The sequence below is a fragment of the Pseudoroseicyclus sp. H15 genome, from assembly GCF_054353345.1.
Map to the genome: position 1 here is coordinate 203,268 of NZ_JBTHJE010000005.1, position 23,105 is coordinate 226,372.

Here is a 23,105-nt window from a genome sequence, read left to right on the forward strand (position 1 = left end):
CAGGGGGCGATACTGCGCGCATGAGTCTCCCTCCGACATTCCTCGATGATCTGAAGACGCGCCTGAGCCTCGGCCAGGTCGTGGGGCGCAAGGTCATCTGGGACCGGAAGAAATCGAACCCCGCCAAGGGCGATCTCTGGGCGCCGTGCCCCTTCCATCAGGAGAAGACCGCCTCGTTCCACGTAGATGACCGCAAGGGCTTCTACTATTGCTTCGGCTGCCACGCGAAGGGCGATGCCGTCTCCTTCGTGCGCGAGACCGAGAACCTCGGCTTCATGGAGGCCATCGAGGTGCTGGCTCGCGAGGCCGGCATGGAGATGCCGGCCCGCGACCCGCGCGCCGTCGAAAAGGCCGATGCGCGCGCCAAGCTCGCCGATGTTATGGAGGCCGCGCTCAAGTTCTATCGCCTGCAGCTGAAGACGGGCGCTGCCGCCGCCGCGCGCGACTACCTCGCGGGCAGGGGCCTGAGCCCCGCCGCCCTCGACCGCTGGGAGATCGCCTTCGCCCCGAACGACCGGCAGGCGCTGACGCAGCATCTCAAGGGCCAGGGCATCTCGACCGAACAGGCCGACGAGGCGGGCCTCGTCATCGTGCCCGACGATGGCGGCGCGCCCTATGACCGCTTCCGGGGCCGCATCCTCTTTCCCATCCGCGACGGGCGCGGGCGGCTCATCGCCTTCGGCGGCCGCGCGATGGACCCGAACGCGCGGGCCAAGTACCTGAACTCGCCGGAAACGCCGCTCTTCGACAAGGGCCGCTCGCTCTACAACCAGCAGCGCGCCCGTGAGGCGGCGGGCAAGGGGCATCCGCTGGTCGTGGCCGAGGGCTACATGGATGTGATCGCCCTCAGCGAGGCCGGGTTCGAGGCCGCCGTCGCCCCGCTCGGCACCGCGGTGACGGAAGATCAACTCGCCCTCCTGTGGCGCATGCATGACGAACCGGTCGTGGCGCTCGATGGTGATACCGCCGGCCAGCGGGCGGCGCTGCGGGTGGTCGACCTCGCCCTGCCGTTGATCGAGGCGGGCAAGAGCCTGCGGATCGCGCTGATGCCGCAGGGGCAGGACCCGGACGATCTGATCAAGGCCGAAGGGCGCGAGGCCATGGCCGCGGTGATCGAGGGTGCCCGCCCGATGATCGACCTCATCTGGCAGCGCGAGACCGAGGGCCTCGTGCTCGACAGCCCCGAGCGGCGCGCCGCGCTCGACAAGCGCCTGCGCGAGGTGATCGGCACCATCAAGGACAAGTCGCTCCGCCGCCATTACGGCGAGGAGATCGGCCGCCTGCGCCGGGATGCCTTCGGCGGCGGGCGTGATGAGGGGCGTGACCAGGGACGCGGGCGCGGCGGCGAGCGGCGCGAGTGGCAGCCCCGGCGCGACTGGAAGGGGCCGCCGCCGGCCACCGCGCGTGCCGAGACGCGCGCCATGGTCCTGCCCGAGGGCAGCGAGGACAGGATGCTGGAAGGCGCCATCCTCGGCATTCTCGTCGCCACGCCCGCCGTGCTGCCCGAATTCCTGAGCGAACTGGAGATGTTCGAATGCCGCCATGGCCCGCATGAAACCCTGCGCCGCGCGCTGCTGATCGCGGCCGAAGCGGACGACCCTGCCGTTGCGCTGGAGGCAGAGATAGGGGCCGCAGCCCTTGAAACCTTCCGGGCCGACCGCCATCTGGCCGTAATCCCCGCCATCCGCCGTGCCGGCGACGCCGATTTGGCGCGTCTGTCGGTTGCGGAGGGCCTGGCGGGACTGAAGGCGCGGCGCGGCCATCAGGCGGCGCTCGCCGAGGCAATGGAGGATATCGGCGAGGTCGAGGATGAATGGCTCACCCGCCGCCTTGAAGAGGCCGCCGCGGCACTCGATCCGACGCGGCGCCTTGAGGCGGGAGACAAACGGGCTACCTTGACCGCTCCGAACGGCGTTGCCGTCGACAGGGAAGAGAGCGCCGCTCTCGATGCGCTGATCGGCCAGATCGGCCAGATGAAACCGCCAAAACGGCGGCAGCGCTAGGCCCCCGGTGAGGGCCGGGAGGGCGATCCGGCGATGTCCGGGCCGCAGTCATTTAGATTTTCGCGCGCAGCGGTTGCGAATCACCGGGACGCGCGATTGATTCGGAAGATCGGTTCAGGGGCGAATCACCCGCCCGCCCCGATCCCCTGTTTTGAGGAGCGCCCCATGGCGAAGGATACCGACGACGCCCCGCAGAGCGAAGAGCAGGACAGCGACATCTCGCTCGATATGAGCCAGGCCGCCGTCAAGAAGATGATTGCCGAGGCGCGCGAGAAAGGGTCCATCACCTACGATCAGCTCAACGCGGTGCTGCCGCCCGATCAGGTCTCGTCCGACCAGATCGAGGATGTGATGTCGATGCTCTCCGAGATGGGCATCCAGGTCACCGATGAGGATGACGAGGAAGACGAAGACGACAAGGGCTCCCGCGAGGTTGCGACCACCAGTTCCGGCGGCCGCGAGATTACGCTGGGCTCGGGCGATCAGGAAAAGCTAGACCGCACCGATGACCCGGTGCGCATGTATCTGCGTGAGATGGGCTCGGTTGAGCTGCTCTCCCGCGAGGGCGAGATCGCTATCGCCAAGCGCATAGAGGCTGGCCGCAACACGATGATCGCGGGCCTCTGCGAGAGCCCGCTGACCTTCCAGGCCATCACGATCTGGCGCGACGAGCTTCTGAGCGAAGACATTCTGCTGCGCGACGTGATCGACCTCGAGGCGACCTTCGGCAACCAGCTGGGTGATGAAGACGACGACGAGCCGGTCGTTGAGGCCGCGGGCTCTGAAAGCTCCGGCGGCGAGCGCGAGAAGGGCACCGAGCTCGATGCCGACGGCAACCCCATCCGCTCTGACGACGATGACGATGACGATGAGCAGGCCAACATGTCGCTCGCCGCCATGGAAGCCGCGCTGAAGCCGCGCGTGCTGGAAACGCTGGAGAAGATCGCCAACGATTTCGGCCGCCTGTCCGAGATGCAGGACGCCCGCATGTCGGCGACCCTGAATGAGGACGACAGTTTCTCCGACAAGGAAGAGGGCAGCTACCAGGCTCTCCGCTCCGAGATCGTCGTGCACGTGAACTCGCTTCACCTGCACAACGGCCGGATCGAAGCGCTGATGGATCAGCTCTACGGCCTCAACCGCCGCGTCATGGCCATCGACAGCGGCATGGTGAAGCTCGCCGACCAGGCCCGCATTAACCGCCGCGAATTCATCGACGCCTATCGGGGCCGCGAGCTCGACCCCAACTGGCTCGACGAAATGGGCGAGAAATCCGGCCGCGGCTGGCAGGCCCTGATCGAGCGCTCGACGGATCGTATCGAGCAGCTCCGCGCCGAGATGGCGCAGGTCGGCCAGTATGTCGGTGTCGACATCAGCGAATTCCGCCGCATCGTCGCGCAGGTTCAGAAGGGCGAGAAAGAGGCCCGTCAGGCCAAGAAGGAGATGGTGGAAGCCAACCTCCGGCTCGTGATCTCCATCGCCAAGAAGTACACGAACCGCGGCCTGCAGTTCCTCGACCTCATCCAGGAAGGGAACATCGGCCTGATGAAGGCCGTGGACAAGTTTGAGTATCGGCGCGGCTACAAGTTCTCCACCTACGCGACATGGTGGATCCGGCAGGCGATCACGCGGAGCATCGCAGATCAGGCCCGCACGATCCGCATCCCGGTCCACATGATCGAGACGATCAACAAGCTGGTCCGCACCGGCCGGCAGATGCTGCACGAGATCGGCCGCGAGCCGACGCCCGAAGAGCTGGCCGAGAAGCTGCAGATGCCGCTCGAGAAGGTCCGCAAGGTGATGAAGATCGCCAAGGAGCCGATCTCCCTCGAGACGCCCATCGGCGACGAGGAGGATTCGCAGCTCGGTGACTTCATCGAGGACAAGAACGCGATCCTGCCGCTGGACTCGGCCATTCAGGAGAACCTGAAGGAGACGACGACGCGGGTTCTGGCGTCCCTCACGCCCCGCGAGGAGCGGGTGCTGCGCATGCGCTTCGGCATCGGCATGAACACCGACCATACGCTCGAAGAGGTCGGCCAGCAGTTCTCCGTCACCCGCGAGCGCATCCGCCAGATCGAGGCGAAGGCGTTGCGCAAGCTCAAGCACCCCAGCCGGAGCCGGAAGCTGCGCAGCTTCCTGGATCAGTAAGGTGGGGCTGTTCTCCAAGCTCTTCGGCGGGAGGGGCGGCGACGCCCCCGCCGGCGCCAAGGCCGAACCCGAGCGCTACGAGGGGTTTGCCATCTATCCCGAGCCCATGCGCGAGGGGAACAAGTGGCGCATCGCGGCGCGGATCGAGAAAGATGGCCGTGTCCACCAACTGATCCGGGCAGACACGCTGGAAAGCGAAGAGGCGGCCGTGCAGGCCAGCCTCGGCAAGGCCAAGCTGATGATAGACCAGATGGGCGAGCGCATCTTCGACTGAGGTCTGAGTTGGCAGGCTGAAGCCCGCCCTACGCTGCAAATCGCGTAGGCCCGGCCTCAGCCCGGCATCCCTAGTTCACCGGCATCAAGAACACCTCGCGCACATCCGCCCGCGGATCGGCGCTCAGCGCATGCATGACCGCATTCGCCACGTCCTCCGGCTGCAGCTTGTCGGGGGCGCCGCTGTCGAAGAACGGCGTGTCGACCATGCCGGGCGCGACAACGGTGCAGCGCCCACCCCATTCGCGCATCTCTTCGGCGAGGTTGCCCGCGAAGCCGTGCACGAACCATTTCGTTGCCCCGTAGATCGAGCCCTTCAGGTGGCGCCGCCCGGCGGCAGAGCCTGTCAGCACGATATGGCCGGTGCTGGCGCGCAGATGCGGCAGGGCCGCCTTGGCGGTGTAGAGCAGCCCCATGATGTTGAGGTCGATAATCCCCGCCCAATCCTCGGCGTCGCCTTCCGCTACGCCAGAGGCCTTCTTCGCGCCGCGCCCCGCATTGGCGAAGGCGGCATCGACATGGCCAAAGTGGCGGGCGAGGCGGCCGAGCGCCTCTGTCTGCGCCTCCAGATCGGTGGCATCGCCGGGCAGAGCCAGCGCGGCCTCACCCAGCTCTCCGGCCAGCTCGGCCAGCTTGTCTTCGCTGCGGGCGAAGAGGCCGACGTTCCAGCCTGCCGCTACCGCAGCCCGGGCAGTGGCCGCGCCGATGCCGGTGGAGGCGCCTGTGATGAAGAGGGTGCGGGTCATGCTGTATCTCCTTTTTCGGGCGGCGGCGCGTCTTCGATGGGTTCGACCCAGAGCGCGCGGACTAGGATATAGATGGTGAGCGTGAAGGGCGCGGCAATGACAATGCCGGCCGGGCCGAAGAGCGCCCCCATGCCGACGAACGAGAACATCAGCAGCGCCGGGGGCAGCGAGGCGATCTTCTGGTGGATGATCGGCAGGATGATGTTCGATTCGACCTGCTGCACGAGAATGTAGAGCGCCACCGTCCACAGCACCGTGCTGCCGCCCAGGCTGAACGCCAGGATCACCGCCGGAATGGCCGAGACCACCGGCCCGATCAGCGGCACGAATTCCGCCAGCCCGGCGATCAGCCCCAGCAGCAGCGGCGCCGGCAGCCCGAGCCACCAGGTGCCAAGGCCGGTAAGCACCGCGACGATGGCCATCGAGATCGCCTTGCCCATCAGCCAGGCCTTCAGGCCCCGGCCCGCCCGCTCCAGCGCAAAGGCCAGCGGCGGGCGGCGCTTGGGCGGGGCGATGCGCAGCAGCCCCTCGGCATAGGCGCGCGGCTGGGTGGCGAGAAAGGCGCCGGTGATGATGACCAGCAGCGTGCCGGCCAGCGCGTTGACGAAGCTGAAGGTATAGGCCGTCATCTCGTCCATCATCATGCCGAGGCGGAGCTGGGCACTGGGGAAGCTTTCGTCGAGCCAGGATTGCACCGCCGCGACGGCGGCGGGCCATCCCTCGGCGAGGATCGCGACCTGGCGCTGCATGTCGCCGGCGGTGAAGAAGGCCGCGAGGCCAAGGGCGATGACGAGCATGAGCACGACCAGCCCGACGGCGATGCCCCGGTTGATGAAGCGGATGTGCAGGAGCGGGCGGGCGAGGCTGTCGAGAATGGTGGCGACGACGATGCCGCCGAAGACCAGCGCAACAGCCTGGCGCATCTGCCATAGCAGGAAGAACGCAGCCGCGAGCCCCAGCACGATGAGCACCCGAACGGTGAAGCCGGCCACGCTGTGGCCGTCTCGCCAGGCAGGGTTCTGGCTGTGATCGGTCGCGCCCGTGGGGCGGCCGGTCTGCGTGCTGCGTTCGGCCATTGCGCCCTCCGCGGTTGCTGGGCCAACACCTCCGGCGTGAGAGCGTTCCCGAGAAATTGAGCGAGGGGCGAGGGCCGGGGGCCGCAGCTTGCACCGCATGGACGGGCGGGAGAGACTTGGCGGAGCGCCCAAGGGAGGCCCCATGCATCGCAGCTTCACCATCGAAACCTCGGGCCCCGGGCTCTACGAATTCACCCGGGCAGTTGCCGGCTGGGTCGAGGGCGAGGGGGTGCTGACGCTCTTCGTGCGCCACACCTCCTGCTCGCTGGTGATCCAGGAGAATGCCGACCCCGAGGTGCAGACCGACCTCGCCAACTTCTTCGACCGGCTGGTGCCGCCGAGCGACGATCCGTCGATGAGCTATCTCACGCATACCTACGAGGGGCCGGACGACATGCCGGCGCATATCAAGGCGGCGCTGCTGCCGACCTCGCTGCATATCCCTGTGGTCGAGGGGCGGATGATGCTGGGCACATGGCAGGGGATCTACCTGTTCGAGCACCGGCGGAGACCACACCGGCGCGAGGTGGTGGCGATGCTGCGGTGAGGGGTCTCTGGACGGTCCACCGGAGGCCTCTGCGGAAGTGACCATGTCTCACGCCTGCCCGTGGGGTGGCACAACCACGGCACCGCTACTTCGCTTTATGCCCGCCACACCCCTCTCAGCGGCGGGCTTCGTGCTGCCGTCACCAGATTGTCAGCCCGCCGGGACGGACAGGCGCTCGCGCGGCGGCCTGACGGCCTCGATTCCGCATTGGGGATGGAGCGGGGTGGTCGGATGTCGGGTCACCGCCCCGCACCCGACCACCCCCGCATCTAGCGGCGCCAATTCGCCCCTACCCAACCCCTGCCAAGGCCCCTATAGTGCCAGTGGGACAATCGAGGGGCTGCCCCAAGAGGGCCGGAAAGAGGCGACATGCGCTGCCCATTTTGTGGGAATGTCGATACGCAGGTGAAGGATTCACGCCCGGCGGAAGACCATGTCGCCATCCGGCGGCGGCGGTTCTGCCCGGCCTGTGGCGGGCGTTTCACGACCTATGAGCGCGTGCAATTGCGCGATCTCGTCGTCATCAAGACCTCTGGCCGGCGCGAGGATTTCGACCGCGACAAGCTCGAGCGCTCGATCCGCATCGCCATGCAGAAGCGCCCCATCGAGCCCGAGCGCATCGACCAGATCATCTCTGGCATCGTGCGGCGGCTCGAGAGCATGGGCGAGACCGATATCTCCTCGAAGGTCATCGGCGAGATCGTCATGGAGACGCTGCACCGCATCGACACGGTCGCCTATGTGCGCTTCGCCAGCGTATACAAGAACTTCCAGGAGGCGGGCGATTTCGACAAGTTCGTCTCCGAACTGCGGCCCCGCACAGCGCCCGACGAGTAAGCCCGGTGGCCGCTGACGACGCGCGCCACATGGCCCATGCCCTGGCGCTGGGCCGCCGCGCCATGGGCCAGGCCTGGCCCAACCCCGCCGTCGGCTGCGTCATGGCCCATGGCCCCCGCGTGGTCGGCCGGGGCTGGACAGCGCCGGGCGGCCGCCCCCATGCCGAACCTCAAGCGCTGGCCATGGCCGGCGCCGCCGCGCGCGGCGCCACCGCCTATGTCACGCTGGAACCCTGCGCCCATCATGGCCACACCCCGCCCTGCGCTGAAGCGCTGGTGGCGGCGGGGGTGGCCCGTGTCGTCATCGCCGCCTCCGACCCGGACCCCCGAGTGGCGGGTCGCGGCGTGGCGATCCTGCGCGAGGCGGGCATCGAGGTGACCGAGGGCGTGCGCCGGGACGAAGCCGAGCACGACCTCGCCGGTTTCCTCCGCCGCTTCTCCACCGGGCGGCCCTGGCTGACGCTGAAGCTCGCCGCAAGCCTCGACGGGCGCATCGCCACGGCGACGGGCGAGAGCAAGTGGATCACCGGGCCCGCCGCCCGCAGCGTCGTGCAGGCGCTCCGCGCCCGGCACGATGCGGTGATGGTCGGCGGCGGCACGGCGCGGGCCGATGACCCCCGGCTCAACCTGCGCGGCTTCGACGCGCGGCGGCAGCCCGTGCGGGTGGTGCTTTCCCGCCGGCTCGACCTGCCGCAGGACAGCTACCTGATGCGCACCGCCCGCGATGCGCCGGTCTGGCTGCTGCATGGCTCAGGGCTGCGCGCCGGGACGGCGGAGCCCTTCGCTGCGGCGGGGGCGGAGCTGATCGAGGCGCCAGTCGCGGGCACCCAGATCGACCCCGCCGGGGCGTTGGAGGCGCTGGGCGCGCGGGGGATCACGCGGGTGTTCTGCGAGGGCGGCGGCGGGCTGGCCGCCTCGTTCCTCTCTGCCGGGCTGGTGGATGAGCTGGTGCTCTTCACCGCGGGGCTCGCGATTGGCGCGGAGGGAACCCCGGCGCTGGCGGCCATGGGGTTGGGTGCGCTGGCCGAGGCGCCGCGGCTCAGGCTCGTGGAGAGCAGGCCGGTGGGGGCCGATGTGATGAGCGTCTGGCGGAGCGCCGGCTGAGAGGACGGAGGGGGGCTGTCTGCCCCCCGCCTGCGGCCCCCCCGAGGATATTTCGAGAAAAGCGAGAGGAAGCTCAGCGCCAGAGATGGGCGCGGGAGGCGAGGGCGCCTTGCGCCTTGGCGAGGAGGCGGTTGGCGCGGCCGGGATGCGGGATACTGCCGGTGGCGAGGCGGTGGAGGGCGATCTCCGGCGGGCAGGGGCGGCGGGTGACGGGGTCGAAGTAGCGCGGATAGGCGATGAGGGCGGCATGGGCGAGGGCGGTGAGATCTGGGCGGGCCGTGCGGCGGGGCAGGGGGGCGCCGAGATCGGTCGTGAGGCCCCAGCCGGCGTAGAAGGGCTGGCCGAGGGTGGTGACAGGCAGGCCGCGGAGCAGGGCCTCGAAGCCGAGGGTGGAGGTGATCGTCCAGACCTCATCGACCTCCCGGAGGAGAGCGACGGGGTCGGCGTTTTTGAGCACGGCGTCGGCGAGGGTGGTGGCATCTTCGACGGCGCCGGGGCGCAGGCCGGCTTCGACGTCTGGATGCGGCTTGTAGAGGATGAGCGCGCCGGGATTGGCGGCGCGGGCGGCCTCGATGAGGGCGCGGTTGGTGCGCACCTCTCCGGCGCCGAGGCGGATGGAGGCGTCGTCTTCCACCTGGCCGGGCACCAGGATGCGGTGGCCCTCGGGCAGCGCGGGGGTGGCGCCGCCGAGGTTGTACTTGGAGAGGCCGGCGGCGATGAGCGCCGCGACGAGAGCCTCGGCGCGGGCACGGGCGTGGTCGGGCAGGGCGGCGCTGGCATTGATCAGCTGCTCCAGCCGGCTTTCCTGGCGCGGGTCGTAGTAGATTCCGAGGTCGTCGAGGGCGAGGGAAAGCGGCGGCACCAGCTCGGCCCCGAGGCCGCGCGAGCGCAGGAACCCGTCCTCCACCTGCACCGCGCCAGGCACGTCGCGGCCGGCCCAGGAGAGAAGGCGGCGGCCGGTCTTCTCCGCAAGAGCGGCGGCCTTCGGCGGAGGGTCGGCGTAGCGCACAGGGTGAGCTGTACCGAGGAAGGCGCCGAGGGGGCGGCGCTTCCAGAGGCGAATGTTCGTGCCGACCCAGCCGGGGTGATCCTCGCGCCAGGCGCGCGTCTCCGCCTCCAGTGTGTCGATGACCTCTTCCAGGCTGCAGAGCCGGTCGTGATAGGGCGAGTACCAGCGCGGCGCGACGATCATGGCGGCGGCGAAGAGCTGGGCGCGGGTCAGGCGGCGGCCGCGGCGGGGCAGATCGGCGCGGTCTTCGGTGAGATCCCAGCCGGCGTAGAAGGGCTGGCCGTAGACATGCGGGCGGTGGCCGGCGAGGATCGCCTCGAATCCGAGCTGCGAGGAGAAGGTGTAGACGGCGATCGCGCCTTCGAGCAGCGCATGGGGCGAGACGGGGGCGTCATAGAGTTCGCCGGGGTCTCCCTCGCGGAAATGGCCGGGGCGGTGACCTGCCTGGGTTTCCGGATGGGTCTTCAGCAGGATGCGGGCGCCGGGATGGGCGAGGCGCGCATCGGTGAGCATCTCCAGAAAGTCGTTGCGGCCCGCGCCGAGGAGCGAGGCGTCGCCCGCTGTCTGGTCGATGACCAGCACGTAGCCGGGGGGCGGCGGGGCGAGGCCTGGGTCGTGCTGGTTGTATTTGGACAAATCGGCATCGCGAAGCCGGGCCATCACCGCCTTGGAACGTTGCAAAAGGGCATGGTCGTCGAGCGGGTGGGTGGAGAGCAGGTTCTCAAGATCACTCGGCGCGCGGCCGTCGAAATGCAGGCCGGTCTCGTCGATCAGCAGGCCGAGCGGCGCGTCGCCGCTGCGGCCGGGGCGGACCGAACGCAGGAAGGCATCCTCGACCCGCAGAATGCCGGCGCCGGAGCGGGCTGCCACCCGCTCGCCCCGCCAGCTGGTGGGCGAGGCGCCCCAGAGGCCGACGAGATCACCGGGCCCCGGGCGGCCGAAGCTCAGCTCGTAGCCGGAGAGGGAGAGGATGCGGCGGATGCGGCGGTTCAGGAAACCGCCGTTATAGACAAAGAGCCGCCGCGAGGTCTCCCCCGCGGCGGCGCTGCCTGATCCGGTCACTCGAAGCTGGCGGCCGAGGAGAGCGTGTCGACCGAGGTGAGCGTGCCGGTGATCGCGGCGATCACCTTGCTGAACTGGGTGAACGGCGCCTCTGTCACATACACCGTGTCTTCGTCGCGGATGGCGAAGTCGCGGGCGTAGAACAGGCCGTTCGGCCGGGTCAGATCGAGCACATAGACCACGCGCTGCGTGCCTTGCAGCGTCTCCACGCCGGTAAGCTGGCGGGCGATGGCCTCGGGCTCGTTGCGGAAGACGAAGACGCCCGTCGGGTCGGCCGAGGTGGGCGAGAGGCCGCCGACCTGGGCGATGGCCTCGATGGCGCTGATGGTCTTGCTGTCGAACGGCACCAGATCCTGCGCGCCGGTGGCGCCGAGGGCGGTGAAGCTGCGGGTATCCTCTGCCACCACGATGCGGTCGCCGGCGCGCAGCGGGATGTCGTTCTGCGGATAATCGTAGACGTCGGTGAACCAGGCGGTGGCGCGCTGGCCGCCGCGTACCACGGTGACCTGGGCGATCTCGGGCTCGATGGTCACGCCGCCGGCCTCGGCCAGCATGGCGGCCAGCGTGCGCGTCGGTCGCTCGATCGGATAGACGCCCTGCGCGCCGACGGCGCCGACCACCGAGACGGTGGAGCCGTCGCCGGCGAGACGGCGCACCTGCACCTGCGGGTCGGGGGTCTGCTCTTCGAGCTGTTCGGAGATGATGCGGCGCACCGCCTCGGGCGTGTTGCCGGCGGCGCGGATGCGGCCGGCATAAGGCACGAAGATGAAGCCCGACCCGTCGACCTGGACCTCGTCGAGCACCGTGGCGTTCTGGCCGGTGGGCACCAGCAGGCCGTCGTCGACATTCTCCCAGATCGTCAGGCCGAGGATATCGCCCGGCTGGATTGTATCGGAGCCGAGGACGCCGGCGTTGATGAAGCTGTTCGAGAAGCCGAGCGAGGGCGAGACGCCCGCGATCAGGTTGATGCGGTCATCGACCACGAGGATGAAACTGTCGCCTTCGCGCAGCACCGAGCCGGCGTAGATCTCGTCGCGGCTGGGGCCGCTGCGCGGCAGGCCGCAGGTGGCAAGGAGCGTGAGGGCCGCAAGGGCTGCGACGCCCCGCGCGATGCGCGTGGATGTAAAGATCACTGCCCGGTCTCCTGACCTGTTCTTTTGCCTCAGCTTTGGGCTGCAACCTAAAGAACTTTCACCGTAAAGCGAGATATCCTTGGGGTTTCGCCGCCCCGGGGGCGCCAAGGTGTTGCGCCCGCGCCGCGTTCGGGGCCGCCCGGGGCGAGATGTCGTTGCGGCTAGGGGACGAGACGCAAGCTCTGCCGGGGGCCGGCGTGGCCGGAGCGGAGGGCATCGTAGGGGTCTTCGGCGGCCAGCATCATGTCGACGACCTGGCGCATCAGCTGGCGGCGGCCGGAGGTGGAATAGAAGCCGCCGGGCAATTGCGAGGTTTCCAGCAGGTAGCGCCGGTAGTCGCGATAGGCGCGCCCGTCGGGCCGCGTGGGCTGGGCGAAGAACTCCGGCAGCGGCTGGGTGGAGACGAATTCCTCCTTGGCATAGACAGCCTTGCCGAACACCTTCAGGGGGATGCCCCGCCAGAGCACCTGCTGCGCGGCGGTGGAATTGACCGTTACCGCCGTGCGGGCATGGTTGAGCAGGCGCGCGAGCTTGCCGCCCGGTACGTAATGCACCCGGCCCGTCAGCCCGTGCCGCTCGGCCAGCCGGGCGAGCAGGGCGCGGTAGGGGGCGCGGCCATTCTCCAGCGGGTGGGCCTTGAAGACGAGGTGGTGGTGCCGGGGCGCGCCGCGGGCAAAGCCTTCGACCACCACGTTCATGAACTCTTCCATCGTCTCGAAGGGGGAATGCACCTGGAAGGAGCTGTCATGCTCCAGCTGCATCAGCACGAGGTGATAGGGAAAGCCGCCCCGGGTGATGCGGGCGGTGCGGGCCATGCGCTCCAGCGCCAGCCAGGGCATCAGCGCCAGGCGGCGGGTGTAGAGCTTGGCCTCGGTCCAGATCGGCAGCTCGCGGTGCGGCTTGAACTGGGCATAGTCCTTGTTCCGGAACAGCAGGAACCAGTGGTAGAGCGCGCCGTAGAAGATGTGCTGGCGCATGTCGCCCCAATGGGCGGGCGGCTCTGGCACGTCGAGGTCGGACATCTCCAGCGCCGTCGCCATATCGGCGATGCTCATGTCCATCAGCCGCGAATGGCCGTTGGAGCCGCCGCGCTCGTAGGTCACCCACCAGGGGCGCATGTAGCCTTCCTCGAAGACATGCACGCGCAGGCGCAAGGCCTTGGCGCGGGCGACGGCCGCGGCATGAACGGGCCGCGTGTCGCCATAGAGCACGATATCGGTGATGCCATGCGCGTGGGCGATGCCGGCGAAGGTTTCCGGCCAATCCTCCGGCCCGCCGTAATAGGGGATGTAATTCGGCGCGCCCATCCAGAAGGCCCGGTCGCCGGCATTGAAGCCGACGCGGTGCACCTCGGCCCCGGCGGCGGTGAGCATCCGGCCCAGCCGGTGGAAGAAGGGGCCGTGCGGGCCCTGCAGGAAGAGAAAGCGGCGCTCTGCCTCTTGTCTGGCCATGGCTGTCTCCTCACATCCTCACAGGCGGTCTGTGCGGCAAGGGGCTACCTTTTCGTTGCGGCGGAAAAGGGGCAGCAATTGGGAAATGACGCCAGGCCGTCCCGCGGGGCGCGGCCGGGCGAAATCGAGGGTCAGAGCCAGGAGGGCCATCATGTTTACGGGCATTATCACGGATCTGGGCGAGGTGCTGCAGGTTCGCGCCGAGGGCGACATGCGCGCCCGCATCGGCTGCAGCTACGACGTGGACGGCATCGCCATCGGTGCTTCGATCGCCTGCGATGGCGTGTGTCTGACGGTGGTGACCAAGGGCAGCGAGCCGAAGCCGTGGTTCGAGGTGCAGGTGAGCGCCGAGACCCTGTCGAAGACGAATATCGGCCGGAATGGCTGGGAGCAGGGGCAGATCCTGAACCTGGAGCGCGCGCTGAAGGTGGGCGACGAGCTGGGCGGCCATATCGTGGCGGGGCATGTCGATGGTGTGGCCGAGCTGGTGAGCCTGAGGGACGAGGGCGATTCGACCCGGATGACCTTTCGGGCGCCGGAGGAGCTGGCCAAGTTCATCGCGCCGAAGGGCTCGGTGGCGCTGAACGGCACGTCGCTGACGGTGAACGAGGTGGATGGGGCGCTGTTCGGTGTGAACGTCATCCCGCATACCAAGGAGGTCACGACCTGGGGGCGCGCCAAAGAGGGCGATGCGATCAACCTGGAGGTCGATACCATGGCCCGTTACGTGGCGCGGCTGAGGGAGTGGGAATGAGCGGCGCGGGCGCCTCGTCCGCCCTGCCGGGCGGCCTCGGCCACAATGGCGGGCCGAGCCTGGATGCCGGTTTCACGTGGCGGCGCCATGCCTGGGCGAAGGCCCGGCGAGACCTGCTTCCCACGCTGCCGCTGGAGGTGGTGCGCCGCCGCGTGGCCCGCGCCGGGGAGCTGGGGCTGCCCTACAAGACCTATGCCGGCATCCGCGCCTCGACCGGGCGCGACGTGATCGGCTTTCTGTTTTCCACCAACGCTCTGCGGATTCTGAAGGCCGGTGCCGCGCCGCCGGAAGAGGTGGCCGAAAAACTCGAAGAGATCGAAGGCGCCGCCCGCATCGGCCTCGCCCGGGCGCCGGTGCTGCCGGAGGCGCTTCTACCGCTTTTGGACGCCGCGCATCCCGCCCCCCGCCCCTTCGCGGGCTGGGGCGAGATGCGGGGACGTATGGGAGAGGCCCTTGGCGGGCGGCCCGGTGATGCCTGCGTACTGGTGGGCGACACCGGCGAGGAGCGGCTTTGGGCCGAGGCCGGGCGGCTGGCGGGCTATCTGGGGGCCGAGAGGTATTTCGGCGGGAGCGTGGGCTGAGAGGGCGATTGGGGGGCTGTCTGCCCCCCTCTTGGCCTTTGGCCAATTCACCCCCCGAGGATTTTGCTGGAGCAAAGACGAGGGGGCAGGGCGGAGAGCGCGCGGCTAGAGAACGCCGATATCGGCGAGGGCGCGGCTGAGTTCGAGGGGCAGGGCCTCTTCGGCCTCGCGGCCGGGGGGTAGGTCTGGCGGGGCGTCGCCGGGCTGGAGGTATCTCCAGCCCTGGAAGGGCTTGCGGGGCACGGCGGCGGTGCGGTGCAGCTCGCGGTCGAGCACGATGGCGCAGCGGCGGATGCCGTCGCCCCGGTCGACCTCGTCGAGGCGGATGATGCGCTGGCGCGCCTGGATGAAGCCCTTGATCACCCAGTAGATCGAGCCGCCGGCGAGCAGCTCGTCCGAGCGCTTCGGCCACATGCGGGTCACATGGCGCGGTTGGCCGTCATCCGTCTGCGCCTTGTAGAGCTTCTGCCAGGTGGCGAGGTCGGTCACGTCATCGGTGCCGACGGAGAGTTTTATCAGATGCAGGGCTGGCCCTGAGCTGGTAGACTTCGGCATAATGCACCCCCACATGTGGTAGGTAGATCGGTCCCCCCGATTCTGCCAGTCATCACCCTTCGCAATTCCGTCAGACGGGAGCCTCACCCATGACCCGCTTCGCCGCGCCCATCGCCGAACAGATCTGGGACATGAAGTACCGCCTGAAGGAGGCGGACGGCACGCCGGTCGACGCCTCCGTCGAGGCCACCTGGGCCCGCATCGCGGCCGCGCTGGCGGGCGTGGAGACGGAGCCCGCGGCCTGGGAGGGGCGCTTCGCCAAGGCGCTGGAAGATTTCCGCTTCCTGCCCGCCGGGCGCATCACCGCCGGGGCCGGGACGGCGCGGAGCGTGACGCTCTTCAACTGCTTCGTCATGGGCACCATCCCCGACACGATGGGCGGCATCTTCGATGCGCTGAAGGAAGCGGCCCTGACCATGCAGCAGGGCGGTGGCATCGGCTACGATTTCTCCACCATCCGCCCCAAGGGCGCGGCGGTGCACGGGGTGGCTGCGGATGCCTCGGGGCCGCTGAGCTTCATGGATGTGTGGGACGCGATGTGCCGGACCATCATGTCCGCCGGCTCGCGCCGCGGCGCGATGATGGCGACGCTGCGCTGCGATCACCCCGATGTGGAGGCCTTCATCGAGGCCAAGAGCGACGCGGCGCGCCTGCGCATGTTCAACCTCTCGGTGCTGGTGACCGACCCCTTCATGGAAGCCGTGAAGGCCGACGCCCCGTGGGAGCTGGTCTTCGATGGCCGCGTCTACAAGACGCTGCCGGCGCGCGACCTGTGGAACCGGATCATGAAGGCGACCTACGATTACGCCGAGCCAGGCGTGATCTTCATCGACCGCATCAACAAGATGAACAACCTGGCCTACGCGGAGACCATCGCGGCGACGAACCCCTGCGGCGAGCAGCCCCTGCCGCCCTATGGCGCCTGCCTCCTCGGCTCGATCAACCTCGCCCGGCTGGTGCGCGACCCCTACGGCGAGGCGCCGCGCATCGACGAGGCGGAGCTGGCGGAGCTGGTCGGCGATGCGGTGCGGATGATGGACAACACCGTCGACGCCTCGCGCTTCCCGCTGGAAGAGCAGCGCGCCGAGGCGCAGGCGAAGCGGCGGATCGGCCTCGGGGTCACCGGGCTCGCCGATGCGCTGGTGATGCTGGGGCTGGAATACGGCACCGAGGGCGCCGTCGCCCAGACGCGGGCCTGGATGAAAGCCATCGCGCGGGCGGCCTATCTCGCCTCTGTCGAGATCGCCAAGGAGAAGGGGCCCTTCCCGCTGTTCGACGCCGAGCCCTTCCTCGCCTCCGGCACCATGGCGCAGATGGATGACGACGTGCGCGAGGCCATCCGCACCCACGGCATCCGCAACGCCCTCCTCACCTCCGTCGCGCCGACGGGGACGATCTCGCTCTACGCGGGCAACGTCTCCTCGGGCATCGAGCCGGTGTTTGCCGCTGCCTACACCCGCAAGGTGCTGCAGAAAGACGGCTCCCGCACCGAGGAGGAGGTCGTCGACTACGCGCTCCAGATCTGGCGCGCGCAAGGCGGCGAGGGCCTGCCCCCGGCCTTCATCGACGCGCAGACGCTCAGCCCCGCCGCGCATGTGCGCATGCAGGCGGCGGCGCAGGAATGGGTCGACAGCTCGATTTCCAAGACGATCAACGTGCCGGAGGATATCGGCTTCGAGGCGTTCAAGGAGGTCTACCTTCAGGCCTATGAGACCGGCTGCAAGGGCTGCACGACCTATCGCCCGAACGACGTGACCGGCTCGGTCCTCTCCGTCAGCCAGGAGGCGCCGGCCCCGGCGCTGGTGGCCGAGGAGGGGGGCGAGGTCGTCTACCTCTCCGAACCCCTGGAGCGGCCGACGACGCTGGAGGGGAACACCTACAAGCTGAAATGGCCGGAGAGCGAGCACGCCATCTACATCACGATCAACGACGTGATCGTGGGCGGCCACCGGCGGCCGTTCGAGATCTTCATCAACTCCAAGAACATGGAGCATTTCGCCTGGACGGTGGCTTTGACGCGGATGATCTCCGCCGTCTTCCGGCGGGGTGGCGACGTCAGCTTCGTGGTGGAAGAGCTGAAGGCGGTGTTCGACCCGCGCGGCGGGGCGTGGATGAAGGGCAAGTACATCCCCTCGATCCTCGCCGCCATCGGCGGGGTGATCGAGGAGCACATGGTCGCCATCGGCTTCCTCGAGGCGGCGGGCTCGGGCCTGAAGAGCGACCCGCAGGCGGAGCTGCTGACGGGCGGGCGGCCGGGGAAGGCCTGCCCGTCATGCGGGAGCTATGAGCTGCACATGCAGGAAGGCTGCCTGACATGTGGGAATTGTGGGTTCAGCAAGTGCGGGTGAGGGGGCGGCGCCCTGTCATGCCGTAGGCTTCGGCGCGATGCGGTGCCCCCCGCGTTGCTCTCGACATGTGAGGTCGCCTGGACGGGCGGGGCGTCCGCCCGGCGCCTGCGGCGCGGATCGGGAGGCTTTGACTAAGAAGCGATATCGCGCCGGCGGCCATGCGCCGGCGCGGCGGGCCCTACACCTCGCCCCAGATCGCCTCCGCCGTCTGCACCACCAGCTCCAGCTTGCGCTTCTCGTCGTCTTCGCTGACGAGGTTGCCGTGCTCGGTGGAGGCGAAGCCGCATTGCGGGGCGATGCCGAGCTGATCGAGGTCGACGTATTTCGACGCCTCGTCGAACTTCTGCTTCAGCCAGTCGAGGCTTTCCAGCTCGGGCGTCTTGGTGGTGATGAAGCCGGCCATGACGCGCTTGTCGCCCTTGGGCAGCAGGCGCAGCGGCTCAAGCCCGCCGGCGCGGTCGGTGTCGTATTCCATGAAATAGACATCGACAGAGGTCTTGTTGAAGATCGCATCCGCCGCCGCGTCATAGCCGCCCGAGGCGACATGGGCCGAGCGGAAGTTGCCGCGGCACATGTGCATGCCGATGACCATGTCGTCCGGCCGGTCCTTGATGGCCTCGCCCAGCATCCAGGCGTAGCGGTCGATCAGCCAGTCTGGGTCCTGGCCCATGGCGCGGCGCTCTTCGCGCTGAGTCTCGTCGCCTAGATAGGCGAAGAAGATGTCATCGAGCTGCAGGTAGCGGCAGCCGGCGTCGTAGAAGGCCTGCACGGCCGACTTGTAGGTGGTGATCAGGTCTTCGAACATCGCCTCGGGGTCGCGGTAGGCGGCGTGGTCGATGTTCTCGGGGGGCGTGCGGAAATGCGTGGCGGAGGGGCCGGGGATGGAGATCTTGGGCACGGCGCCTGCGGGGGTCAGCGAGGCGAGGTAGCGGAAGTGCTCCAGCATCGGGTGATCGGCGGGGAAGGAGAGCGGCCCCGTCAGGTGCGGCTCGATCGGCGGGGTCTTGTGCTCTGTCTGGAAGGGCAGCGAGCGGGTGGCAGGCTTGATGTCGAGCCCGTTCAGCATGCCCATGAAGTCGTAATGCCAGAAGGCGCGGCGCGCCTCGCCATCGGTGAAGACCTTGATGCCGGTGGAGGCCTGGAGGGCGACGAGATCGCGGATGCCGGCGTCCTCGACTTCGCGGAGAGCTTCGCCCTTGAGGCCGGCGGCGCGGGCCTCGGCCACGGCGGCGGGGCGCAGGAGAGAGCCGACATGGTCGGCGCGATGCGGAGCTTTGGGCATGGGAGGGCCTTCCGGGTTAGGGCGGGAGGGTGAGATATCGGCGGCGCTGGGGTGGCGGTCAACGGCGGGCGGGGCCCGTAATCTTCATGAGGATCATGCGGTTGAGTCACGAGGTGGCGGGCTGAAACAGGCCTTACGAGAGAGCGCATCCGGAGCCGCGGTTTGAAGGGTGGGCTTCAGCCCGCCACGCGGCCACCCGCCCCTCAGTCGATCTCCAGCTCGCGCCAGCCCGTGCGCACATCGAGCTCGCGGTGGAACCGCACGGCGTCGGTCAGGCCGAGCACCAGCTCTGCCGTCGTGCGCACTTCGCAGCCCCCCAGCAGGTGGCCGCCGTGCATTCTGCCCTCCGCATCCCCCACCGCAATGTGCAGATGCGGCCCGTCGGGCGAGAGGGTGCCGGAGAGCGAGACGATCTCCAGCGGGCCGGCCACGCGCAGGGGCTCGTCGCGGTCGGCGGGGCGGATGAGGGCGTCGTGCAGGCTGCCCGCGCAGGAGGCGACGAAGCCGGCCGTCGCCTCCCATTCCTCCCTTGCGGCGGCGAACGCGGCCTCGACCTCGGCGCGCAGATCCTGCCCCGGCACGAGGCGGAGCGCGACGAAGCGCGTCGCCTCGTCGCGCCAGCCGCCGCCCAGCGCCATCAGAGCGACAGGACGCTGCGCATGACGCGCGTCAGCTCAGCCTGCGGATCGTCCGCCAGCCCGGCAGAGCGCCAGGCGACGTGGTGATCGGGCCGCACCAGCACGCAGCCGGCATCGCCGACCTCGCGGGCGCGGGCCCAGTCGCCGGTATGGTCCTGCCACTCCTGCCGCGGGCCGATGACATGCGCGTTTAGCGGCACGCCCAGCTCGGCTGCCACGGCCTCTGCCGCCGCCGCCCAGGGCTCGCCGCCAAGGCCGGTGAGCAGCGTCCATTCGCCATGACCGCAGAGATCCAGCGTCGAGGCCTGAGCCCCGGAGGCATCGAAGAGCCAGGCATGCGGCAGGCGGGCGCCGGGCCAGGTGGTCTGCTGGAAATGCAGCACGGGATCGGCCTCGAACGCCGGCTCTTCGGTGCCGTCAGAAGCGATGGCGGAGGAGCGATAGCGCTGGTTCATCTCGACGCCATGCGCGTCGAACTCGTATTTCTTGAAGGCGATGGCGGCGCGCAGCTTGGCGCGCTGATCCTCGGCCTCGGGAGTCGAGGCGGCGCGGGCATCCATGTTGGCCTGCATCTGCTCGGCAGAGACGCCGCCGCCCATGCCCAGCGCCTCGAAGATCGGCCCGAACTCGCCGCGCGACTGGTTGGCGCGGGTGACGATCTGCTTGGCGATGGGCGTGCGCTCGGCATCGTAGCTTTCCAGCAGGCCCTCACCGGCCTGGCCCTTCAGCACCGCCGCCAGCTTCCAGGCCAGGTTGAACCCGTCCTGAATCGAGGTGTTCGAGCCAAGGCCGTTCGACGGCGGGTGCCGGTGCGCGGCATCGCCCATGATGAAGACCCGGCCGTCGCGCATCTTGGTGGCGTAGCGGTCGTTCACCGTCCAGGTATTGGCAGAAAGCAGCTCGATCTCGAGCTCGGGGTCGCCGACGAGCTGGCGGGCGATCTTGGTGGCCATCGCCTCGTCGACCTTGGGCGGCGGCTCGTTGATGTCGTAGCCCCAGATGATCAGCCATTCGTTCCACGGGCGCACCATGCGCACCACGCCCATGCCGATGCCGCCGACATCGGCGCCGGGCTGCATGATCCAGTAGAGCACGCTGGGCCGGTGGGCGACGTATTTGGTTAGGTCGGCGCGGAAGACGATGTTCATCGAGCCGTCGACAGCCATCTCGCCCTCGAAGGGCAGGCCGCAATTGTCGGCAACCTTGGAATTGCCGCCATCGGCGCCGACCAGATATTTCGAGCGGATGGTGATTTCCTTGCCCGTCAGCCGGTCGAGGCAGGTGGTCGTCACCCCCTCGGCATCCTGTTCGTGGCTAAGGTATTCGGTGCTCATCCGCGCCTGCGTGCCGCGCGAGCAGGCCGTCTTGAAGAGCAGCGGCTCCATATAGGTCTGCGGCAGGTCGTTCATGTGGCAGGGCGACGAGAGCTGATGCTCGGCCCGGCTGAGCGGGTGGTTGCCCCAGCTCTTCATGCGGCCCAGCTCTTCGCCGGCAAGGCTTTCGCAGAAGACGTTGTTGCCCAGCAGATCCTGATGTGTCGATTGCTGGTAGGCCTCTTCCTCCACCGCGGGGCCGAGGTCGCGCAGCACCTCCATCGCCCGCTGGTTGGTGATATGGGCGCGGGGAGAGTTGGCGAGCCAGCGGTAGCGGTTCACGGCCATGTTCTCGATCCCGTAGGATGACAGCAGCGCCGCAGTGGCCGAGCCGGCCGGGCCCGTGCCGATGATGAGAACGTCTGTATTGATGTCGGCCATGGCTACCGCTCCTCCCTGGTCATGAAATCCTCCCGCCGGCGCCGGCCCTCCAGCCTGCACCTGCGGGGCCACTTCGCCCAAGCAGGGCGCCGCCCGCAAGAGGCCGCGGCGTATTTCGCATGGGGCGCGACGATGGGGCGCGCAGGTGGGGCCGGGCTGCCCTCAGGCCGCCTTCCACTTGATCGAGCAGCCCATGGAGGGTGTCTGCTCGCGCGGGCCCTCGCCGGTTTCGGCGACCTGGCTCATCGCCTCGAAGAGTTCGCGGCGCGTGTCGGGCCCAGCCTTGTCCTTGCCGGCGCTGTCGAGCCGGCCGCGGTATTGCAGCTCCAGATCGGCGTTGAAACCGAAGAAATCCGGCGTGCAGGCGGCGCCGTAGACACGGGCGATCTCCTGCGTTTCGTCATGCAGATAGGGGAAGGGGAACGCCTCGCGCTCGGCCATCTCCTTCATCTTTTCGAAGCTGTCGGCGGGATAGGCTTCGGCATCGTTGGCGCAGATGGCCGCGACACCGATGCCGATGGCCTGCAGCGCTTCGGCCTCATTCTTCAGCCGGTCGAGCACGCCGAGCACATAGGGGCAGTGGTTACAGATGAACATCAGCACAAGGCCCTTCGGCCCGGTCAGGCCCTGCAAGGCATGCGGGCGGCCATCGGTGCCGACGAGGGTGAAGGGCACGGCCTTCCAGCCGAAATCGCAGGTGGGCGGTGTGGCGGCCATGGGGATCTCCTTGCTGGTCTGCCTTTCATGCTAGCCCGCCGGGCCGCAGGGGCAATCTTCCGCTTGACCGGGCCGGCGGCTTCCGCGCAGCGTCGCGCCATGCGCTGGCTGCTCGCTCTTTTCCTTTTCGCCGCCCCCGCCGCTCAGGCGGCGGAGTGGCAGACGCTGGGCTACGCCCATGCCTTCACCAACGATTACATCGGCGACGGGCATGACCGCTGGCAGAGCGGCGCCTATACGTTTTCCGCCCTCACTGGTGCCGGCCCTGCCCTGCAGGAGCGGCCAGGCCGGCTGCTGGAATGGCGTCTGCGCAGCCAGATCGTCATGCCGTGGATCGGCGCTGTCGAGCGGCCCTATGCCACCGCGCTCTCCGCCGCCGTCATCGCGCATCAGGCGGCGGGGCCGCTGGCGCTCTCGTATGGGGTGGAGGCGACGCGGATGGGCCCGTCGACCGGCCTCGCCGATGGGCAGATCGCCTTTCACGAGCGCTTCGGCTTTGCCCCGCCGCGCGGGGCGACGAGCGAGCTGCCGGACCAGTCGCACTTCGGCGCGCTGGTCGAGGCGGCCTGGCCCTTGTCGCTCGGTGAGGCGGTGGGCGGCGCGACGCTGCGCCCCTTTGCGGCGGGGCGCACGGGGGTAGAGGAGCGGCTGCGTGTCGGCGGAGACCTGGTGCTCGGCCCGGCGCTCAGCGGCGCCATGCTGGTGCGCGACGAGGTGACGGGCCAGCTGCTGCCGGCCTATGGCACCGCGCCCGGCTTGGCGCTGACCGTCGGCGCCGATATCGGCACGCTGGCAGACAGCGCCTTCCTGCCGCCGGGCGGCCCGGCCCCGGCAGAGGTGCCGTGGCGGGCGCGGGCCGGGCTGCATTGGCGGGCGGAGAGCGGGGCAGGGCTGTTCTACGGCCTGACCTGGCTGTCGCCCGAATTCGAGGGGCAGAGAGAGGGGCAGCTCGTCGGCTCGCTCAGCCTCACCTTGCGGTTCTAGGCGCAGCGGCGGCGCAACAGAGGCTCCCGAAATATCAGGAAAACTTGCCCGGCCGGCCTGCGGCTGGCTAGGATGGCGCAAGAACCCGGCGCCACGACCGG

At 69.0% G+C, this 23,105-nt stretch carries 20 protein-coding genes; 10 read left to right on the plus strand and 10 right to left on the minus strand.

Going from position 1 to position 23,105, the window contains the following annotated elements:
• The first annotated feature begins 20 nt into the window (after nt 1-20).
• The 3 genes from dnaG (at nt 21) to ACXN5S_RS11730 (ending at nt 4,428) form a co-directional block, all read left to right on the plus strand.
• The gene (dnaG, locus tag ACXN5S_RS11720) at nt 21-2,003 is read left to right on the plus strand and encodes a DNA primase (RefSeq protein ID WP_458605617.1); all 1,983 of its coding nucleotides are present in this window, start codon (nt 21-23) and stop codon (nt 2,001-2,003) included.
• Between the two features lie 165 nt (nt 2,004-2,168).
• Entirely contained in the window at nt 2,169-4,154 is a 1,986-nt protein-coding gene (gene rpoD / locus ACXN5S_RS11725) for an RNA polymerase sigma factor RpoD (protein ID WP_458605618.1), read from the plus strand.
• Between the two features lies 1 nt (nt 4,155).
• Complete coding sequence (locus ACXN5S_RS11730) at nt 4,156-4,428, plus strand: HlyU family transcriptional regulator (RefSeq protein WP_458605619.1); 273 nt, start codon at nt 4,156-4,158, stop codon at nt 4,426-4,428.
• Between the two features lie 70 nt (nt 4,429-4,498).
• Here ACXN5S_RS11730 and ACXN5S_RS11735 read toward each other — a convergent pair whose 3' ends face one another.
• Both ACXN5S_RS11735 and ACXN5S_RS11740 read right to left on the minus strand, forming a co-directional pair.
• The gene (locus tag ACXN5S_RS11735; protein ID WP_458605620.1) at nt 4,499-5,173 is read right to left on the minus strand and encodes an SDR family oxidoreductase; all 675 of its coding nucleotides are present in this window, start codon (nt 5,171-5,173) and stop codon (nt 4,499-4,501) included.
• Nucleotides 5,170-6,249 carry an AI-2E family transporter gene (locus ACXN5S_RS11740; protein ID WP_458605621.1) on the minus strand — a complete coding sequence of 360 codons (1,080 nt, stop codon included), beginning with the start codon at nt 6,247-6,249 and terminating at the stop codon, nt 5,170-5,172. The genes ACXN5S_RS11735 and ACXN5S_RS11740 overlap by 4 nt, the downstream gene beginning before the upstream one ends.
• Before the next feature lie 142 nt (nt 6,250-6,391).
• Between ACXN5S_RS11740 and ACXN5S_RS11745 the strand changes: the two genes are divergently transcribed.
• The 3 genes from ACXN5S_RS11745 (at nt 6,392) to ribD (ending at nt 8,736) form a co-directional block, all read left to right on the plus strand.
• Complete coding sequence (locus ACXN5S_RS11745) at nt 6,392-6,796, plus strand: secondary thiamine-phosphate synthase enzyme YjbQ (protein WP_458605622.1); 405 nt, start codon at nt 6,392-6,394, stop codon at nt 6,794-6,796.
• 369 nt (nt 6,797-7,165) lie between these two features.
• A complete protein-coding gene (gene nrdR / locus ACXN5S_RS11750; RefSeq protein WP_458605623.1) occupies nt 7,166-7,633 on the plus strand; it encodes a transcriptional regulator NrdR in 468 nt (155 codons plus the stop codon).
• Nucleotides 7,634-7,638: 5 nt separating this feature from the next.
• The gene (gene ribD / locus ACXN5S_RS11755) at nt 7,639-8,736 is read left to right on the plus strand and encodes a bifunctional diaminohydroxyphosphoribosylaminopyrimidine deaminase/5-amino-6-(5-phosphoribosylamino)uracil reductase RibD (protein WP_458605624.1); all 1,098 of its coding nucleotides are present in this window, start codon (nt 7,639-7,641) and stop codon (nt 8,734-8,736) included.
• A gap of 73 nt (nt 8,737-8,809) precedes the next feature.
• Here ribD and ACXN5S_RS11760 read toward each other — a convergent pair whose 3' ends face one another.
• From ACXN5S_RS11760 to ACXN5S_RS11770, 3 genes are all read right to left on the minus strand, one after another.
• Entirely contained in the window at nt 8,810-10,807 is a 1,998-nt protein-coding gene (locus ACXN5S_RS11760) for a capsular polysaccharide biosynthesis protein (protein ID WP_458605625.1), read from the minus strand.
• Nucleotides 10,804-11,940 carry a polysaccharide biosynthesis/export family protein gene (locus tag ACXN5S_RS11765; protein WP_458605626.1) on the minus strand — a complete coding sequence of 379 codons (1,137 nt, stop codon included), beginning with the start codon at nt 11,938-11,940 and terminating at the stop codon, nt 10,804-10,806. The genes ACXN5S_RS11760 and ACXN5S_RS11765 overlap by 4 nt, the downstream gene beginning before the upstream one ends.
• 161 nt (nt 11,941-12,101) lie before the next feature.
• On the minus strand, nt 12,102-13,391 hold the full coding sequence (locus ACXN5S_RS11770) for a capsule biosynthesis protein (RefSeq protein ID WP_458605627.1): 1,290 nt from the start codon (nt 13,389-13,391) through the stop codon (nt 12,102-12,104).
• A 151-nt stretch (nt 13,392-13,542) separates the two neighbouring features.
• Here ACXN5S_RS11770 and ACXN5S_RS11775 point away from each other — a divergent pair, with 151 nt between their 5' ends.
• Nucleotides 13,543-14,145: a riboflavin synthase gene (locus ACXN5S_RS11775; protein ID WP_458605628.1), complete on the plus strand. Its 603-nt coding sequence runs from the start codon at nt 13,543-13,545 to the stop codon at nt 14,143-14,145.
• Nucleotides 14,142-14,726 (plus strand): hypothetical protein, encoded by a 585-nt coding sequence (locus tag ACXN5S_RS11780; RefSeq protein ID WP_458605629.1) that lies wholly within the window; start codon nt 14,142-14,144, stop codon nt 14,724-14,726. The genes ACXN5S_RS11775 and ACXN5S_RS11780 overlap by 4 nt, the downstream gene beginning before the upstream one ends.
• 105 nt (nt 14,727-14,831) lie before the next feature.
• Here the strand turns inward: ACXN5S_RS11780 and ACXN5S_RS11785 are convergent, their stop codons facing one another.
• Nucleotides 14,832-15,281, minus strand: a complete 450-nt coding sequence (locus tag ACXN5S_RS11785) for a DUF1489 family protein (protein ID WP_458605630.1) — start codon at nt 15,279-15,281, stop codon at nt 14,832-14,834.
• Nucleotides 15,282-15,370: 89 nt separating this feature from the next.
• Here ACXN5S_RS11785 and ACXN5S_RS11790 point away from each other — a divergent pair, with 89 nt between their 5' ends.
• A complete protein-coding gene (locus ACXN5S_RS11790; RefSeq protein ID WP_458605631.1) occupies nt 15,371-17,629 on the plus strand; it encodes an adenosylcobalamin-dependent ribonucleoside-diphosphate reductase in 2,259 nt (752 codons plus the stop codon).
• A 178-nt stretch (nt 17,630-17,807) separates the two neighbouring features.
• Here ACXN5S_RS11790 and ACXN5S_RS11795 read toward each other — a convergent pair whose 3' ends face one another.
• From ACXN5S_RS11795 to ACXN5S_RS11810, 4 genes are all read right to left on the minus strand, one after another.
• Nucleotides 17,808-18,911 (minus strand): 5-methyltetrahydropteroyltriglutamate--homocysteine S-methyltransferase, encoded by a 1,104-nt coding sequence (locus ACXN5S_RS11795; protein ID WP_458605632.1) that lies wholly within the window; start codon nt 18,909-18,911, stop codon nt 17,808-17,810.
• A gap of 203 nt (nt 18,912-19,114) precedes the next feature.
• The gene (locus ACXN5S_RS11800; protein WP_458605633.1) at nt 19,115-19,549 is read right to left on the minus strand and encodes a PPC domain-containing DNA-binding protein; all 435 of its coding nucleotides are present in this window, start codon (nt 19,547-19,549) and stop codon (nt 19,115-19,117) included.
• Nucleotides 19,549-21,303 (minus strand): FAD-dependent oxidoreductase, encoded by a 1,755-nt coding sequence (locus tag ACXN5S_RS11805; protein WP_458605634.1) that lies wholly within the window; start codon nt 21,301-21,303, stop codon nt 19,549-19,551. Before ACXN5S_RS11805 ends, ACXN5S_RS11800 begins: the two co-directional genes overlap by 1 nt.
• A gap of 162 nt (nt 21,304-21,465) precedes the next feature.
• A complete protein-coding gene (locus tag ACXN5S_RS11810; protein ID WP_458605635.1) occupies nt 21,466-22,020 on the minus strand; it encodes a thioredoxin family protein in 555 nt (184 codons plus the stop codon).
• 99 nt (nt 22,021-22,119) lie between these two features.
• Between ACXN5S_RS11810 and ACXN5S_RS11815 the strand changes: the two genes are divergently transcribed.
• Nucleotides 22,120-23,004: a lipid A-modifier LpxR family protein gene (locus ACXN5S_RS11815; RefSeq protein WP_458605636.1), complete on the plus strand. Its 885-nt coding sequence runs from the start codon at nt 22,120-22,122 to the stop codon at nt 23,002-23,004.
• The last annotated feature ends 101 nt before the right edge of the window (nt 23,005-23,105 follow it).